The sequence below is a fragment of the Kocuria sp. KRD140 genome (assembly GCF_017168375.1).
GTDB classification, from domain to species: domain Bacteria; phylum Actinomycetota; class Actinomycetes; order Actinomycetales; family Micrococcaceae; genus Kocuria; species Kocuria marina.
In genome coordinates this window covers 314,571-330,541 of record NZ_JABFAW010000009.1, presented here as the reverse complement: position 1 = coordinate 330,541, position 15,971 = coordinate 314,571, and the positions used below count along the sequence as shown (strand labels likewise).

General features: G+C 70.3%; 16 protein-coding genes and 1 pseudogene. 2 read left to right on the top strand and 15 right to left on the bottom strand.

Features of this window, described 5'->3' with window-relative positions; all coding sequences use genetic code 11:
- Window positions 1-14: 14 nt before the first annotated feature.
- From panC to dacB, 15 genes are all read right to left on the bottom strand, one after another.
- Window positions 15-857, bottom strand: coding sequence for a pantoate--beta-alanine ligase (gene panC, locus J1M36_RS10265; protein ID WP_206479341.1), 843 nt, complete (start codon window positions 855-857; stop codon window positions 15-17).
- On the bottom strand, window positions 854-1,846 hold the full coding sequence (locus tag J1M36_RS10260) for a DUF2520 domain-containing protein (protein WP_206479340.1): 993 nt from the start codon (window positions 1,844-1,846) through the stop codon (window positions 854-856). Before J1M36_RS10260 ends, panC begins: the two co-directional genes overlap by 4 nt.
- A 51-nt stretch (window positions 1,847-1,897) precedes the next feature.
- A complete protein-coding gene (locus J1M36_RS10255; RefSeq protein ID WP_206479339.1) occupies window positions 1,898-3,733 on the bottom strand; it encodes a PH domain-containing protein in 1,836 nt (611 codons plus the stop codon).
- Window positions 3,733-4,248 carry a PH domain-containing protein gene (locus J1M36_RS10250; RefSeq protein WP_085108103.1) on the bottom strand — a complete coding sequence of 172 codons (516 nt, stop codon included), beginning with the start codon at window positions 4,246-4,248 and terminating at the stop codon, window positions 3,733-3,735. The genes J1M36_RS10255 and J1M36_RS10250 overlap by 1 nt, the downstream gene beginning before the upstream one ends.
- Window positions 4,232-4,786, bottom strand: coding sequence for a DUF3180 domain-containing protein (locus tag J1M36_RS10245; RefSeq protein ID WP_085108101.1), 555 nt, complete (start codon window positions 4,784-4,786; stop codon window positions 4,232-4,234). The genes J1M36_RS10250 and J1M36_RS10245 overlap by 17 nt, the downstream gene beginning before the upstream one ends.
- Entirely contained in the window at window positions 4,774-5,298 is a 525-nt protein-coding gene (folK, locus tag J1M36_RS10240; protein WP_085108098.1) for a 2-amino-4-hydroxy-6-hydroxymethyldihydropteridine diphosphokinase, read from the bottom strand. Before folK ends, J1M36_RS10245 begins: the two co-directional genes overlap by 13 nt.
- The gene (gene folB, locus J1M36_RS10235; RefSeq protein WP_131333416.1) at window positions 5,295-5,711 is read right to left on the bottom strand and encodes a dihydroneopterin aldolase; all 417 of its coding nucleotides are present in this window, start codon (window positions 5,709-5,711) and stop codon (window positions 5,295-5,297) included. Before folB ends, folK begins: the two co-directional genes overlap by 4 nt.
- A 7-nt stretch (window positions 5,712-5,718) precedes the next feature.
- Complete coding sequence (gene folP, locus J1M36_RS10230) at window positions 5,719-6,666, bottom strand: dihydropteroate synthase (RefSeq protein WP_206479329.1); 948 nt, start codon at window positions 6,664-6,666, stop codon at window positions 5,719-5,721.
- Window positions 6,663-7,319 (bottom strand): GTP cyclohydrolase I FolE, encoded by a 657-nt coding sequence (gene folE / locus J1M36_RS10225; protein ID WP_206479326.1) that lies wholly within the window; start codon window positions 7,317-7,319, stop codon window positions 6,663-6,665. The genes folP and folE overlap by 4 nt, the downstream gene beginning before the upstream one ends.
- A complete protein-coding gene (gene ftsH, locus J1M36_RS10220) occupies window positions 7,319-9,439 on the bottom strand; it encodes an ATP-dependent zinc metalloprotease FtsH (protein WP_206479324.1) in 2,121 nt (706 codons plus the stop codon). Before ftsH ends, folE begins: the two co-directional genes overlap by 1 nt.
- 230 nt (window positions 9,440-9,669) lie before the next feature.
- A complete protein-coding gene (hpt, locus tag J1M36_RS10215; RefSeq protein ID WP_085108084.1) occupies window positions 9,670-10,221 on the bottom strand; it encodes a hypoxanthine phosphoribosyltransferase in 552 nt (183 codons plus the stop codon).
- Window positions 10,218-11,297 carry a tRNA lysidine(34) synthetase TilS gene (tilS, locus tag J1M36_RS10210; protein WP_085108161.1) on the bottom strand — a complete coding sequence of 360 codons (1,080 nt, stop codon included), beginning with the start codon at window positions 11,295-11,297 and terminating at the stop codon, window positions 10,218-10,220. Before tilS ends, hpt begins: the two co-directional genes overlap by 4 nt.
- A 126-nt stretch (window positions 11,298-11,423) precedes the next feature.
- A complete protein-coding gene (locus tag J1M36_RS10205; protein WP_064847371.1) occupies window positions 11,424-11,885 on the bottom strand; it encodes a hypothetical protein in 462 nt (153 codons plus the stop codon).
- 53 nt (window positions 11,886-11,938) lie between these two features.
- Window positions 11,939-13,033 carry a zinc-dependent metalloprotease gene (locus J1M36_RS10200; protein WP_064847370.1) on the bottom strand — a complete coding sequence of 365 codons (1,095 nt, stop codon included), beginning with the start codon at window positions 13,031-13,033 and terminating at the stop codon, window positions 11,939-11,941.
- Between the two features lie 87 nt (window positions 13,034-13,120).
- On the bottom strand, window positions 13,121-14,551 hold the full coding sequence (gene dacB / locus J1M36_RS10195; RefSeq protein WP_206479318.1) for a D-alanyl-D-alanine carboxypeptidase/D-alanyl-D-alanine-endopeptidase: 1,431 nt from the start codon (window positions 14,549-14,551) through the stop codon (window positions 13,121-13,123).
- A gap of 219 nt (window positions 14,552-14,770) precedes the next feature.
- On the opposite strand from dacB, the gene J1M36_RS10190 reads away from it, so the two are divergent.
- Both J1M36_RS10190 and J1M36_RS10185 read left to right on the top strand, forming a co-directional pair.
- Complete coding sequence (locus tag J1M36_RS10190) at window positions 14,771-15,286, top strand: inorganic diphosphatase (RefSeq protein WP_035959224.1); 516 nt, start codon at window positions 14,771-14,773, stop codon at window positions 15,284-15,286.
- Between the two features lie 224 nt (window positions 15,287-15,510).
- Window positions 15,511-15,971, top strand: a pseudogene (locus J1M36_RS10185) (hypothetical protein); the annotation flags it as partial.

Genomic DNA, 15,971 nt, shown 5'->3' with positions numbered 1-15,971 from the left:
GATACCGCCCGCGCTCAGATTCGCATGTTGTCGATCAGGCGGGTGGGACCCACCCACGCCGCCACGAGCGCGAGGGTCCCGGGGCCGGGTTCCACGAGGGAAAGATCTCCCGGGTCCACGGTCACGAGGTAGTCCAGGCGCACCTCCGGCTCGGCGTCGATGGCGCTGCGCGCCCGCTCGAGCGTGAGCTCCCCTGCCGCGAGCGCGCGCAACGTCCGGTGCAGCACGAGCGCGTGGTCGGCCTGCTCGGCGGAGAGGTACTGGTTGCGCGAGGACAGGGCGAGCCCTTGCTCCGAGCGCACGATGGGCACCGCACGGATCTCCACCGGGTGATCGAAATCACGCACCATCCGCTGCATGAGCAGCAGTTGCTGCGCGTCCTTCTCCCCGAAATAGGCCCGCAGTTCGGCGGCGGGGCCCGGTGCCGCGATCGTGAACAGCTTGTTGACCACGGTCAGGGCGCCGTCGAAGTGCCCGGGGCGCGTGGCCCCCTCCAGGATCGACCCTGCCCGCCCGGAGGTCACGGACACCACGGGCGTCCCGTCCGGGTACATCTGCTCGACCGACGGCGCGAAGACGAGGTCCACACCCACCTCGGCGAGCCGCGCAACGTCCCCGTCCAGGTCCCGCGGGTAGCTCTCGAAGTCCTCGCCGGGACCGAACTGCAGTGGGTTGACGAACACGGACACCACCGCGAGGTCGTTCTCCGCACGCGTGCGCTGCGCGATCCGCGCGTGCCCGTCGTGCAGGGCACCCATGGTGGGGAACAACCCCACGGTGCGGGCGCCGCGGGTCACGCGCGCCCCGATCTCCTCGCGCAACTGCGCCACGGTGGTGCACACCACGGGTCCCGTCACGGGCGTTCCTCTCCGTCGAGCGCGGCAAGCACCGCGCGATAGGTCGTCTCGTCGATCCGGCCCGACGACGCCGCGCGGGCCGCGGTCTGCCGCGCCAGTGCGCGGTACCCCGCCAACAACTGCTCCCCGGCGTCCGTCTGGCGCGCTCCCCGCACGGAGGCGTCGGGTGCCGTGACGCGCTCGGGCGAGCGGGCGGCGTCGGCGGCGGAGACCCCATCTTGGGACAGCTCCCGTAGGGCGGCGACGTGGGCGGCCACCGTGGCGACGTCCCCGCGGGCCACGGGACCGGTCAGGGCGTCCTCCCCGGAGGCCAGGGCGTTGTCCACCGTGGCGCGCGCGAGGGGGCCCAGGACGCGTTCCGGGTGGGTGACCCCGATCTGCCCGAGCACTTGCATGGACTCCCCGAGCAGGGTCATCACGTGGTTGGAACCGTGGGCGAGCGCCGCGTGGTACAGGGGGCGATCCGCTTCCGCGATCACCACGGGCTCGGCGCCCATCTCCACCACGAGAGCTTGCGCGATGGGCAGGACGGGTGTCGCGGCGGTGACGCCGAAGCTGCAGTCCGCGAGCCGGTGCAGGTCCAGGCTGAGCCCCGTGAAAGTCATGGCGGGGTGCACGGCCAGGCCAATCCCCCCGGCACGGCGCACGGGTTCGAGCACATCCGTGCCGTAGCGCCCCGCGGTGTGCACCACGAGCTGACCGGGTTGCCACGCGCCCGTGGCACCGAGCCCGCTCACCAGACCTGGTAGTTGGTCGTCCGGGACCGCGAGCAGTACGAGTTCACTGCGTTCCACGATCGTGGGGACGTCCAACACGGGCACGTCCGGCAACAGGGCACCCGCGCGCTCCCGGCTCTGTTCGGAGGACGCGTGCACACCCACGACGGCGTGTCCCGCAGCCCGCAGCGCGGCGCCCAGCACCGCGCCCACCTTGCCGGCACTGATCACGCCCACGCCCAACCGGCCCGGGCGGTCACTGGGTTGTCTCACGGAAATTCTCCTCGACGGGGACGACGGCACGCACAGAGTAGCGCACGCGCGTCAGCTCCCCCGCGGGTCGGGCATGCCTGCCAGCGCAGTGGCGTGCTGTTCGCGGCCCCGACCGTTGACGCGGTCGCGCGCCGCGCGCGCAAGGTCCGTGTGGCGTGCCTGCAGCTCGCGGACCTGTGCGGTGTCCAGGTGGCGCACGGACGTGGTCACCGACCCGGGGGTCACGTGCACCGCGAAACCACTCAGCCGCAACCGCCGGTCCACGGGACCCTGGGTCACGGCCACGGACTGCGTCTTGTGGTGCGGGATCACGCTCGCGTGCCGTGCGAGTCTGCCCCACCGCAGCACGAGCGCGGACGTGTTCAAGGCGAAGCCCGTGCGACGCCACGTGAGCGGATCCAACCAGCGGGCCCTCCGGGGGCTCGTGGTGAAGTCCTCCGAGTCGCCGATCCCCGTGAGTCCCTGGTCCACGAGCTCGGTGGGCGCGTGTTCGAGCGGCAGCACGAGGTCGAGGATCTCGTGCACGTTCTCAAGTGTGCCCACGGGCAACACCGTGGAACCGAGCCCCTCGGTGCCCTCGGAGCCGCCTTTACCCGCGGTGATCACACGGACGTGGTGGCCGTCGAAACCGCGCCACATCAGGGGTTTACCGACCTCCAGTGCCTGCACCCTCCCCGTGGGAATCGTGGAGGAGCGCTCGTTGAACAACCCGGATCGGGTGCGCACCCCGGAGGGGACCACGCTGAGCGTGAACCCCCAGCTCTTCTCGAGCCGCGAGTACACCGTGGAGACCACGCCGAGCAGCAGGGGGACGAAACTGGGGATCATGACCCGCATCACCTGGGCGTTCCAGAACGCGGCGATCACCGCCGCCACTGCCATGAGCAGCAGGATCACGGCGGGCGGGGAACACACGAGGCTCAGCAGCACCCGGCTCGTGGGCACCGTGAACACGCGCCGCAACTCGTCCTGTTCGCCCAACAGGCCGTACTTCCGGGCGGCCCGCACGTCCACGGTGTCGCGCCGGCCGCGCTCGCCCGTACCGGCCGCGGGGTTCCCCTGGTACGCGGGGTAGCGCTCGGTCGCGCCGGAGTCCACGGCAGGGACGACGGCGCTCGCCGCCGAACGGTCCCACGGCGCCACGCGCCCGGGGCGGGTGACCTGCGGATCCCGGTACCGGTCGGCAGCCGCCTCCCCCGTTGCTTGGCCGTCATGAGCGGCCGACGCCTCGTGGGCGTCCGGGGCGGTGTGCGGGATCGGCGCGTCCGACGCGTGGTGCGCGGCCACGAGCAGTTGTTGCCGCAGCTGGCGGGCGTGGTCGCGGCGAAGGTAGGACAGCTCGAGGACGCTGGACCCGCCGTCTGCGACGTCGAACTTCAAGGACGCGAGACCCAGGATCCGGGGGACGAACTTGCGCTCGATGTCGATGCCCTGGACCCGGTCCAGGCGGGCCTGGCGGTGCGTGCGAAACAGCCACCCCGTGCGCAGGCGCACGTGTTCGTCCGTGATCTGGTAGCGGATGAACCACCACGAGAGTAGACCTAGACCGATGAGCAGGCCGAGCACACCGCACAGGATCGCGATCGCAAGACCCGCGCCCGCGAGCTGCACCGCCCCGCCCACGTCCATCTCGATGGGGTCCCCGTTGAGCACCGCCGTGACGAGGTCGTCCAGGAACACGTTGCCGAAGCCCCACGCGAGGGCCACCACGAGTAGCCAGCTGCGCACGAAGGGCGTGAGCGGGTGCACCCGGTGCCACGCGCCGTCGGCGTCCACCCCGGGGCGTGGACCCGTGCCAGTGCGCTGGGCGGGCCCGGGAAGCGGACCGGAGCCCGGGTCCGCCGGCGACCCCGGCTGCGCGTAGCGGTGGGATGGGTCCGGGCTCATCACAACCCCACCATGTGCTCTTCCCCGCGCTCCGTGAGCTGCTCACGCAACCGGCCTGCCTCCGCGCGGGGTAACCCGGGCAGCACGGCGTCCGTGGCCGCGGACGCGGTGTGGAGCGTGAGCGTGGCCAGCCCGAACGCGTTGAGCACCGGCCCGGTCTTGATGTCCACGTACTGCATCCGCCCGTACGGCACCACGGTCACGCTGCGGAAGAACAGGCCCTTGCGCAGCCACAGTTCGGTGGGTGCCTCCGCGTAGCCGATGGCCCGGACCCGGCGCGGGATCAGGGACAGGTTCACGAGACCCAGCCCGAGCACGATCCCGGACAGCACCCACATCCACCACTGCGGGCGGTCGCCCCAGGTCCCGAGCAGACCCAGGATCAAGGGGATCGAGAAGATCGCGGTCCACATGACGGTGGAGATGGCGGAGCTGATCAGGCGTACGGAAACGTACTGGGGCGCCACCCGGTGCCAGGTCAGTCCCGGAGGTGACAGTTCATCGGTGGCGGGCATATCCTCCCTCTCCTGGGGCGTACGGGTCCCGCCGTCCACCGTAGGGGGTTTCCTCCTCCGCGTCGGGGTCATCGGGTGGGAGCCGACACGATTTCTCCACGATCCAGCCCACGACCGCCAGCACGATCCCCGCCGCGCCTTGGGCGATGCACAGCCACAACGGTTCCTGCGTGGAACGCACCCCGAGCAGGGTGAGCTGGTCCACGCCGATCCCGGCGTGCCACCCGGCGGTCAGCGCTCCGTAGTACGCGATCGCCTGCGCCGCCGCTGCCGTGCCCACGGCCCACACGGGATCGTACGGTTTGCGCCGAGCCGGGTCGCGACGTCGCCCGGCACCGCGTTCGGGGTCCCGGTAGGCGCGCAACCGCAGCCCCAGGTACCCCACCACGAGCGCGGCCGCGAGTTCGGCGAGCAGACTGAGCCACGGCAGGATGAGCAGGCTCTGGTGTTGCCCGCTCACCACGTGATTGAGGCTCCACCCCACGGCCGCCGCGACCGCGGCGGCCGCCACGAGGGACAACACGTTCAGGTATCGCACGGGGACCCCACCTCCGGTCGCACGCGGTGCTCGGTCACGGTCAGATCCGCGAAGTCCGAGGCCTCACGGGCCAGCTTACGGACGGGACGGCCGTCGAGGTGGGCCCGCGGATCCATGAGGGCCCACGGTTCGAGCACGAACGCGCGTTCGTGGGCCCGCGGGTGCGGCAACTGCAAACGCGGATCGTCGCTGTGGACGTCCTCGAACCACACGACGTCCAGGTCCAGGGTGCGCGGCCCCCAGCGCACGTCACGCGTGCGACCGTGCTCGGCCTCGATGCTCTGGCACACCGCGAGCACCTCGAACGGCGTGAGCCGGGTACGCAGTTCCACGACCGCGTTGAGGTAGTCCGGGGAGTCCTGCGGTCCACCCACCGCGCGGGTCTCCACGACCGGTGAGCTCGCCGTGACACTGATCCCGGGTGTCGCGTCCAGCGTCCGCACGGCCTGCCGCAGCACCGTCAACCGCTCCCCCAGGTTCGCCCCCAGGGCCACAACACACCGGGCCGTCATCCGTCCGCGCTCGCCTCGTAGTGTCCTCGGCGGCGGTGGATGCTCACGGCCACGTCCGAGAACGTCACGTCGATCGGCGCCTTGGGTTTGTGGACCGTGACCTCGAGTTCGGCCACCGCGGGGAAATTCTCCACGAGCGCCCGCGCGATCTCCTCCGCGAGTGCCTCGATCAACTGGAACCGGGTCCCGATGATGATCTCCCGCACCATTTCCGCGACCTCCCCGTAGTGCACGGTGCGGGTGAGGTCGTCGCTGGTCCCGGCCGGTCGCAGGTCCATGTAGAGCACGAGGTCCACGAAGAACGGCTGGCCGCTGCGGCGTTCCTTCTCGAACACGCCGTGGTAGCCCACCGCGCCCAGGCCGGTGAGGGTGATCCGATCGCGATGGTTCTTGTCAGGGGCGGGTGTGTTCATGGCGGGCTCAGTTTCCCATATCCCGGGGGTGCAGTACGGGCGGGGTGACGCCGCGCCACGCGTGAGCCGCGGCCACCGCGTCCACCGTGGTCGGGACGTCGTGAACGCGCACGGCCCAGGCTCCCCCGAACGCGGACAGTGCGCTGATGGCTGCCGTGGCCGTGTCCCGTTCATCCACGGGACGCGGTCCGTCCTGCGTGGCCAGCAGGGCGCCCACGAAGCGTTTACGGGACGCGGCGATCAGGACCTTGCCGAGACCGGTCAGCCGGGGCAGGGCGCGCAGCAGTTCCCAGTTCTGCTCCCCCGCCTTGGCGAAGCCGAGCCCCGGGTCCACAATCAGGTGCTCCGGGCGGATCTCCGCGGCGAGGCAGCGCTCCCGCAGCTGCTCGAGCTCGGCGAGCACCTCGGTCACGGTGTCGCCGTAGTCCGCGAGGGACGTCATGGTCTGGGGGGTCCCGCGCGAATGCATGAGCACGTACGGCACGCCCCGGTCCCCGGCCAGCTCGATCATGCGGGGGTCCAGGTTCGTCCCGGAGACGTCGTTGATGATGTGCGCCCCGGCGTCCAGGGCGGCCTCGGCCGTGTCCGGGTGCAGGGTGTCCACGCTCACGACGACGCCGCGGTCGCTCAGTTCGCGGATCACGGCCAGCACGCGCCGCTGTTCCTCCCGCGGATCCACCCGTTCGGAGTCGGGCCGGGTGGACTCCCCGCCCACGTCCACGATGTCCGCGCCCTGTTCGGCGAGCAGTAGCCCGTGCGCCACCGCCGCGGCCTCGGTGTCGTGGCGACCGCCGTCACTGAACGAATCTGGGGTCACGTTGAGGATGCCCATCACGAGTGTGCGTCCGGTGGGCAGCGCGTCGAACGAACCCCAGCCAAGCGCGTGCCGAGCGGGCCCGGCATGGTGGGTCCGAACACCGTCGGGCGAGCTTGCGGCGTCGTGCGGCGCGCTCATTGCCCGCGCCCCGCCTGGATCAGGTTCATGGCCTCGGCGCGGGTTGCCGGGTTACGCAGTTGACCGCGCACGGCCGACGTCACGGTCTTGGCGCCGGGTTTACGAACCCCCCGCATGGACATGCACAGGTGCTCGCACTCGATCACCACGATCGCCCCGGCCGGGTGCAGGTGCTCGCTCAGGGCCTCAACAACCTGCGTGGTGAGCCGCTCCTGGACCTGGGGACGCTTGGCGTAGAGGTCCACGAGCCGCGCGAGCTTGGACAGGCCCGTGACCTTGCCTTCCGGGCCCGGGATGTACCCCACGTGAGCGAGCCCGTGGAACGGCACCAGGTGGTGCTCACACGTGGAGTAGAACGGGATGTCCCGCACGAGCACCATCTCGGAGTGGCCGATGTCGAAGGACGTGGCCAGCAGGTCCACGGGGTCCTGGTGCAGACCCGCGAAGACCTCGGCGTACGCGCGTGCCACCCGGGCCGGGGTGTCCCGCAGACCATCGCGGTCCGGGTCCTCCCCCACGGCCAACAGGATCTCGCGCACCGCGGCCGCGATCCGAGGTTGGTCGATCGTCGGATCGAGCTGGGGGGCATCGGCGTAGTCCGCGTAGGACCCCGACACCGGCTCGTGCGGATCGTCCTCGTGGGTGCCGTGCATCAGGGGTTCTCCCGCCGCACACCGCCCGGTTCCTGTCCGGACGGCCCGTCCGGGCCCGCGCCGGAGGCGTCGGCCCCCGGCTGTGGGTCCTGGTGCTCGGGCACCTCGAGCGGGTGTTCCGGCTTGGCGGCCACGGCCTGGTCCTGCGGTGCCATGGTGCTGGGGTCCTGGAGGTTCTTGCGGCGAGCCTCCTCCCGTTCGGCGGACGTGACCACCGGCGGGATGTCGGAGACCTCGCGCTCCTCCCCGGAAAGCCACACCGGGCGCAGGTCCCGCTTGGTGACGTCCCGGAAGATCTCCTGGATCTGGGCCTCGTTGAGGGTTTCCTTTTCGAGCAGCTCCAAGGCCAGGCGGTCCAGGACGGGACGGTTCTCGAGCAGGATCTGGTGTGCCTCGGTGTGGGCCTGGTCGAGCAGTGCCCGCACCTCGTCGTCCACGACGGCCAGCGTGTGGTCCGAGTACTCCTTGGAGCCCGAGCCCATCTCGCGGCCCACGAACGGGTCCGAGTTGTCCCCGCCGATCTTGACCGAGCCGATCCGCGAGCTCATCCCGTACTGGGTGACCATCTTGCGCGCGGTGTCCGTGGCCTTCTGGATGTCGTTGGACGCACCCGTGGAGGGGTCGTGGAACACGATCTCCTCCGCCGCGCGACCGCCCATGGCGTAGGCCATCTGGTCCAACAGCTCGTTGCGGGTCGTGGAGTACTTGTCGTCCGAGGGCATCACCATGGTGTAGCCCAGCGCGCGGCCGCGCGGCAAGATCGTGATCTTGGTGACGGGGTCCGTGTTACGCAGTGCCGCGGCGACGAGCGCGTGGCCGCCCTCGTGGTACGCGGTGACCTTGCGCTCGAGTTCCTTCATCACGCGGGAACGCTTCTGCGGGCCGGCGATTACGCGGTCGATCGCCTCGTCCACCGCGCGGTCGTCGATCAGCTGCGCGTGGGAGCGGGCGGTCAACAGCGCGGCCTCGTTCATCACGTTCGCGAGTTCCGCACCCGTGAACCCTGGCGTGCGCTTGGCCACGGAGGCCAGGTCCACGTTGTTCGCGAGCGGCTTGTTCTGGGAGTGCACGCGCAGGATCTGCTCGCGGCCCTTCATGTCGGGGGCATCCACGCCGATCTGGCGGTCGAAACGGCCCGGGCGCAACAGCGCGGGGTCCAGGACGTCCGGGCGGTTGGTCGCGGCGATCAGGATCACGTTCGTGTTGGCGTCGAAGCCGTCCATCTCCACGAGCAACTGGTTCAGGGTCTGCTCGCGTTCGTCGTTGCCGCCGCCCATACCGGCACCGCGCTGGCGGCCCACGGCGTCGATCTCGTCGACGAACACGATGGCCGGGGAGTTCTCCTTGGCCTGCTGGAACAGGTCGCGCACGCGGGACGCACCCACGCCCACGAACATCTCCACGAAGTCGGAACCGGAGATTGAGTAGAACGGAACACCGGCCTCACCCGCCACGGCCTTGGCCAGCAGGGTCTTGCCGGTACCCGGAGGGCCGTAGAGCAGCACACCCTTGGGAACCTTGGCACCCACGGCGGTGAAGCGGTCGTGCTCCACCAGGAACTGCTTGATCTCATCGAGCTCCTGGACGGCCTCGTCCGCGCCGGCCACATTCGCGAACGTGACCTCGGAGTTCTCCTTGTTGAACATCTTGGCCTTGGACCGGCCGAACTTCATGGCCTGCCCGCCGGTCTGCATGCGGGCGAAGATGAACCAGAAGATACCCAGGATGATCAGAAACGGGAGCAGGAAGCGTACGAGCGACAGGAACCAGTTGTTCTCCACGGGTTGGTCCGTGAAGCCGCTCAACTGGGCGTCGTTCATGGTCCGCACGACGTCTTCCGCGCGGGGCTGGACGTAGAAGAACTCCACGTCCTTACCGAGGTTCTGGCCGTCCCGGTTCAGATCGTCCCTGAGGCTGAGCTCCACCTTCTGCTCGCCGTCGTAGATCTTGGCCTCGTCGACCTTGTGGTCCCTGAGCAGTTCCAGACCCACGTTGGTGTCCACGCGGGACGAGGTGGGGCTGAACACGCTGGCGCCCACGGGAACCAGGACCACAATGGCCAGCAGGATCCAGAAGAGTGGACCCTTGAAGAAACTCGTGGGTTTTTTTGCCGTGGCCAAGCCGTTGATCCTCCCATGGACGTGACACGTTTCGTCACGGCCCGCTCGTGCACCTGTCTCCATGGGGCGGAGGGGTGGGGAACGGTGGCCGTGACGTGTATGGCACAATCTATCGCTTCGAATGGCGCTGCGACGCCGTGCGTGCGGTCCGTTCTTTCACAGCGCACACGATTGGGCCACGGTACACGCCTCTGCCCGACATTGGCTGGGCGTGAGGGTCCGTGCGCGACTCACTCGTAAACGTGCGGTGCGAGCGTGGCGATGCAGTCCAGGTTGCGGTACTGCTCCGCGAAGTCCAACCCGTACCCCACCACGAACTCGTTGGGGATGTCCCAGCCCACATAGCGCACGTCGATGTCCGTCTTGGCGGCGTCGGGCTTGCGCAGCAGCGTGCAGATCTCCACCGAGGCGGGTCCGCGCGACTCCAGGTTGGTGCGCAGCCAGGACAGCGTGAGGCCCGAGTCGATGACGTCCTCCACGATCAGCACGTCCTTGCCGTGCAGGTCCGTGTCCAGGTCCTTGAGGATGCGCACCACGCCCGAGGATTTGGTGCCCGAACCGTAGGAGGACACCGCCATCCAGTCCATGGGGTACTGCCCCTCGAGCTCGCGCATGAGGTCCGCCATGACCATCACCGCACCCTTGAGCACCCCCACGAGCAGCACGTCCCGCCCGTGGTAGTCGCGGTCGATCTGCTGGGCGAGTTCACGGACCTTCTGCGCGATCTGTTCCTTGGTGAACAGGACGTTGCTCAGGTCGTCGTGGACGTGTTCGGCCTTCACTGTGCACTCCCGGGGTCGTTCGTGGGTGGACTTGTCTCCAGCGGGCGAGGTCCGCGCTCACCGCGCAGCTCGAGGCACCCTCGCGCATGGGTCGCGTCCGAGCGGTGCCGCCACGCTGCCACCTTACCCGCCATCTGCACCGGCCCGGCCGCCCCGTACCCGAGCGCGAACTGCTCGAGCGCGCTCAACCGTTCGAACGTGGGCGTCTCCCCGCCCGCGAGGACACATGCCTTCGCGAGCATGCGTCGGCGCAGTGCCGCCGGGGTCCCCTGGACGACGGCACCGTCCAGCACGACCGACGAGCCGGACGACGCCGCGGGCACCAGGGCGGCGTCGAACGCCAGGGACGCCTGTTCGTCCAGGTAGTCGGCATCGGCGCCGAGTACCGACGCCGTGCGGGCCAGCGCCCTGCCCACCCCCGGCCCCAGCTGGGACTCGAGATAGGGCAGGACCTCGTGGCGCACGCGTGCGCGGGTCAGTGCAGTGTCCGCGTTGGTGGGATCGTGCCATGGCGACAGCCCCTCGGCCGCGCACACCGTCTCGGTCTCGGCGCGCGTGACGTTGAGGAACGGACGCAGGTACAGCACGTCGTCGACATGATGCCGCTCGGGCATCCCGGACAGCGAGCGCGTTCCCGAGCCCCGGGCGAGGCCCAGCAACACGGTCTCCGCCTGGTCGTCCCGTGTGTGTCCGAGCAGGACGGCGGCAGCGCCGGTTCGGCGCGCGACGTCGCTGAGGGCGCCGTAGCGGGCGAGGCGCGCGGCCATCTCGGGGCCGTGGTGCTCGCGCACCACCGTGACCCGCTCGACCGCGACGGGCTCGAGGCCGAGCTCCCGCACGGTGCGCGCCGCGTCACGGGCCACCTCGGCCGAGCCCTCTTGGAGTCCATGGTCCACCACGACGGCGCCCACCCGCACGCGGCCGCGCCGCGCGAGGTGCGCAGTCGCTGCGGCGAGCGCGAGGGAATCGGCGCCACCGCTGCATGCCACGAGCACGAGGGGCGGGCGGGGATCAGTGCCCGCCCGCGCGTGCTCGGTAGTTGTTTCCCGCGGGGTCGTCGAGGGGTCCGGACGCATCGGGTCACGTGCGTCCGCTCCCCCGGCCGACGTCTCACGGGGTAGGTGGTCGACGGCGCGGGCTACCGCACGCCGGGCGCGGGCGACCACGGGATGGAGGCGACCGGCCCGTCCGTGCTGCACCCGTCAGTCCTGGGCGGACCTGGCGCGCTGCGCCGTTTCCTCGGCCATCCCCAGGACCTTGCTCAGCACAGGGGTGGTGTCACCGAGCATGACCAGGGCGCGTTCCAGTTCCCCCACCGGAACCACCGAGGCGAGCGCGGACACGGCATCCGTGTCCGTGGTGATCCGCGTGCGGATCTGTGACGTGGACAGCACCGGTTGGGATGCCTCCACCCTGTTCAGGACGGCCTCCTGGTCCGAGGACCCTGCGCTGTCCTCGAGCATGACCAAGCGTTCGTAGACCGCAGGGTTACCGATCTTGATGCGTCTGCCGCTGATGAGTTGGGAGAGCATGGGCGCGGACAGGCCCAGGACCTGGGCCAGCCTGCGCTGCGTAATACCGTAGACCCCCACCACGGCGCCAAAACGCTCTGATAGCGGCTGACCGTACAGCCGGATCTGTTGATTGATGTTTTCAGAGCTCACACGGTCATCTTGGCACAGACAACCGGGGGAAAACCCGAGAGCACGTCCCGGACTCAGCCCAGGACGCGATCCATCCAGGCCTGCGGGTCGTGGATCTCCACCTCGGTGGGCAGGGTCTCGGGTGAGGTCCACACCGTGTTGAAGCGCTCCATGCCCGCACGCTCCACGATGTACTCCACGAACTTCTGGCCGTTGCTGTACTGGCGCATCTTGGCGTCCATGCCCAGCAGGGAACGAATGAACCGGTCCAGGGCGCCGTGGGTCGCGGAGCGGTCGTCGAAGCGGCGGCGGATGGTCTTCACGGAGGGCACGATGGACGAGTCCACGGCGTCCATGACGGCGTTGGCGTGACCCTCGAGCAGGGACATCACCGCCGTCACGTGGGAGACCGTGTCACGTTCGGCGTCCGTGAGCAGATGGGTCATGGGACCCAGACCCGCGTCCAGGCGGCCGGCGGAGCGGCCCGTGATCGACGCCGCGGCGGCGCGCAGGCGATCCCACGCGGAGGCATCCAACGAACCCAGGCGGGAGATCTGCTCGAGCATGTGATCGCGCAGCCACGGGGCCGCCGCGAACTGCACACGGTGGGTCTGTTCGTGCAGGCACACCCACAACCGGAAGTCCTCGGGGGCCACGTTGAGTTCGTGCTCGGTCCACAACACGTTGGGTGCCACGAACATGAGCCGGCCCCCGGGGTGGGAACGGGCCGCCTGTTCGGAGACGAGCCCGGCGTAGGGGTCGTACTGCCCCAGGACCTTGGCGGACAGGAAACCCACCAGGGCCCCCATCTCCGCGGCGATGGCCGTGGGCGCCACGCCCCGCAGGGCGGCGTCGAACGTGCCGGGGTCCTTGGCGTGCAACCGGTCGAAGACGGGCTGGACGAGCACGGAGAACGTCTGCGTGTTGGCCTTGGCCCAGCCCGCGCGATCCACCACGAGCACGGTGGAATCCCGCAGGTTCTCCGCAGCGTCCAGACGCGTGATCGCGTGGACGTGGTGCACCGATTCATGTGCGAAGTAGCGCAGGGACTCCACGGCGCGGGACATCTCACGCGGCCCGGGCGTGGGGCCCGGCGGGGTCAGTTTGGCAGCGATCTGGGCGGCTGCGTCCCAGTCCACGAGCGAACGACGTGTCAGTTCTTGGCTCATGCGCTCACTCAATCACACCCGGGCGGTCACGCGAATGGGCGGAGGCTGGAAACTCCCGGGGCACGGCGCGTTCCGCGAGTGGTCGGCTCACGCAGATCTCGCGAGCGCGGCCACCGTGCGATCCACGGTGTCCTTGGCCCGGGTGGCGTCCCCGCTGACCCCGTTGAGCACCAGGGAGTACACGAGCACGCTGCCGTCGGCGCGTTGCACGTACCCGGACAGCGCCACGACGTCCAGCAGGGTCCCGGTCTTGGCCCGGGTGACACCGCGCGCCGCGGCCTCCGCCGGGTCGTCGAAGCGCTCCGAGAGCGTTCCCTGGGCTCCCGCCAGGGGCAGCCCCCGGCCGTACGGACCGTAGCGGGGATCCGTGACCAGGGTGTCCACCGCGCGGGCGAGTGTGGTGGCGCTGACCCTGTCCTGCTGCGCCATCCCGCTCGCGTCCGCGGCCCGCAGGCCCTCGGTGTCGATCCCGTGCTCGGCCAGGGCGGCCGGGATCAGCTCCTGCACACCCGTCACGCTGCCCTCACGTCCGGAGGCCACCGCGGCGACCCGCGCGAGGCTCTCGGCGAGGGAATTGTCCGAGTGCGCGAGCATGTAGGCACTCTGTTCGGACACGGGCGCGGATGCCACGCGCGCGAGCCCCACGGCGTCCTCCGGGGCACTTGCGGCGCCTCCCACGGTGACGCTCGCCCCGGCACCCAGGCGCTGTTCGAGCTGGCGCGCGAATTCTCGCGCGACCGCGGCCGCGGGGTCCTGGGGCCGTTCGCCGCGAGAGCCCGGGTCCGCGCCGTCCGCGGTGGGCACCCGGTGGGAATACAGGGCCACGGGCGCCACACGGGTGATCTCCCCGGCGGCGACGTCCTCCCCCTCCCACGCGGGGTTCAGCTCCGGTCCGGCGAACAGGTCCGTGTCCAGTTCCACGGTCCACTGCCCGGAGGCCGCGGCATCGGGATCGTCCTGTCGCAGGGCCTGCGCGGTGCGTTCCGCGAGCGTCCCCAGTCCCGCATGACCGTTGACCGCATCCGCCCGCCCCTCGCCCGGAGCGAGCAGAGTGTCGCCACCGGCCACCAGGACGAGTTTCCGCGGCTGATCCCCCCGGACCACGGTGGTCTCCAGTCGTTCGTACGGGTCCACGGTCGCGGCCAGCGCCAGGGCGGTCAGCACCTTCTGGTTCGACGCCGGCACCATGGGCCGCTCCGGCGACCGCCCCGCGACCACGGAGTCCTCCCCCGCCACCGCCACGGCGGCTGCCACGGTTCCCGGGGCCCCGGTCAGACCCGCGTCCAGGGCCTCCGCCACACCCTCGGCATCCACCGTCCCGGACGCTGCCGCCAGACCGGCCGCAGCGGGATCGGGCGACGCCGCGGCGTCGTCCGCGTCCTGCCATGCCGGCCGTAGCTCCGCGACGACCGCGGGCACGGCGAATGTTGCCGCGACGAGCACCGCGAGCGCGAGCAGTACACACGCGAGGGGCCAGGAGCGGCGACGCGCGGAGGTACTCGGTGGGGGTGCGGGCATGGCCCTCATTCTCCCGTACCCGCCCGACACGGACAACGCACCGAGCGCCGTCGTACGCCGAACACCGGACCGCTGCGGGCGGGCGCTGCCCTACGGCGCGGCCACGGCCGGTATCGTGGGAGCATCCGATCGAACGCGCGGCGGCTCGGCGCTGTCCCGCGCGGTACCCGGGTGCGCGAACCGCCCGGCACACAGCACTACGACCCGAGGAGTTTCACCATGGAGCTTGACGTCACCATCGAGATCCCGCGGTATTCCCGCGTGAAGTACGAGATCGACCACGAGACCGGTCGACTCCGCCTGGACCGCGTACTCTTCACCTCCATGCAGTACCCCACGCACTACGGCTACTTCGAGAACACCCTGGGCGAGGACGGCGACCCGCTGGACGCCATGGTCATCCTGGACGTGGACGTGGTCCCCGGTGTGATCGTGGAGGCCCGGCCCATCGCCGTGTTCAACATGACGGACGAGGCCGGCGGGGACGCCAAGATCCTGTGCGTGTCCACGGACAAGCGCTACGACGAGATCCAGGGTCTCGAGGACGTCAACGAGTTCAAGCAGAAGGAGATCCAGCACTTCTTCGAGCGCTACAAGGACCTGGAGCCCAACAAGTGGGTCAAGGGCGAGGGCTGGGACGGCAAGGAGGCCGCGGAGCGGCTCATCGTGGAGGCCCAGCAGCGCTTCGAGCAGTCCCACTACGACAGCGCCGCGGAGGCCGAGCAGGACGACTGAGTCCGTCCCCCTCCATTCGGGGTCCCCGTGGTCGGTGTGCGCACCGAGCACGGGGACCTCACCTGTGCACACCGGCTCGGTGACGGTTACGCCCGGTGACTCCGCATCCCGCGCCCCTCGGAACCGCGGGCGCTTATGCCTGTCGGCGGGCCGTGGTGGGATGATCCTGCGGGACGCGGCCGCGAGAACCCGGTGGTCCCCTGCGCTTCGGAAAGGTGGTACCCGTGTTCGATCCGCACGCACGTGAACACGGGCACGTCTACGTCTTCCACGGCACCGAGTCCACGCAGGTCCTGGGCCCCGAGCACCTCATGGGTCAGGTGCGCACGCTGCTGTCGGCGGCCGGAACCGATCCGGCGCCCGAGCCGTCCCTGCACCCGGACATCGTCCCGCGCCCCTACACCTCGGAATCCCAGCAGGATCCCGGTGACCCGGCACCCGAACACTGGATGCACGTGCGTAGCACGGTCACGGAAGTCTCCGTGGACCTCGGGGCGGACGCCTTCTGGGACCGGGTGGACAAGGGCAGCTGGGCCACGTGGCAGGACCGCTGGCCCGATCCCCCGGGGGGACCGTTGTTCCCGCCCAGCGCACCGGACTGGCTCGTGCGCGCCCCGCGATGGGAACTCGATCCCCTGGCTCCGGCACTCGGCCCCGCGGCGTCGGGCGGGTGGGTACGCAGTCC

Bases quoted from the DNA above. Each gene is read 5' to 3' on its own strand.
- folB (WP_131333416.1), bottom strand. From the start codon at position 5,711: ATGAACACACCCGCCCCTGACAAGAACCATCGCGATCGGATCACCCTC.
- folP (WP_206479329.1), bottom strand. From the start codon at position 6,666: ATGAGCGCGCCGCACGACGCCGCAAGCTCGCCCGACGGTGTTCGGACC.
- folK (WP_085108098.1), bottom strand. From the start codon at position 5,298: ATGACGGCCCGGTGTGTTGTGGCCCTGGGGGCGAACCTGGGGGAGCGG.
- J1M36_RS10190 (WP_035959224.1), top strand. From the start codon at position 14,771: ATGGAGCTTGACGTCACCATCGAGATCCCGCGGTATTCCCGCGTGAAG.
- dacB (WP_206479318.1), bottom strand. From the start codon at position 14,551: ATGCCCGCACCCCCACCGAGTACCTCCGCGCGTCGCCGCTCCTGGCCC.
- J1M36_RS10255 (WP_206479339.1), bottom strand. From the start codon at position 3,733: ATGAGCCCGGACCCATCCCACCGCTACGCGCAGCCGGGGTCGCCGGCG.
- J1M36_RS10200 (WP_064847370.1), bottom strand. From the start codon at position 13,033: ATGAGCCAAGAACTGACACGTCGTTCGCTCGTGGACTGGGACGCAGCC.
- folE (WP_206479326.1), bottom strand. From the start codon at position 7,319: ATGCACGGCACCCACGAGGACGATCCGCACGAGCCGGTGTCGGGGTCC.
- J1M36_RS10250 (WP_085108103.1), bottom strand. From the start codon at position 4,248: ATGCCCGCCACCGATGAACTGTCACCTCCGGGACTGACCTGGCACCGG.
- tilS (WP_085108161.1), bottom strand. From the start codon at position 11,297: ATGCGTCCGGACCCCTCGACGACCCCGCGGGAAACAACTACCGAGCAC.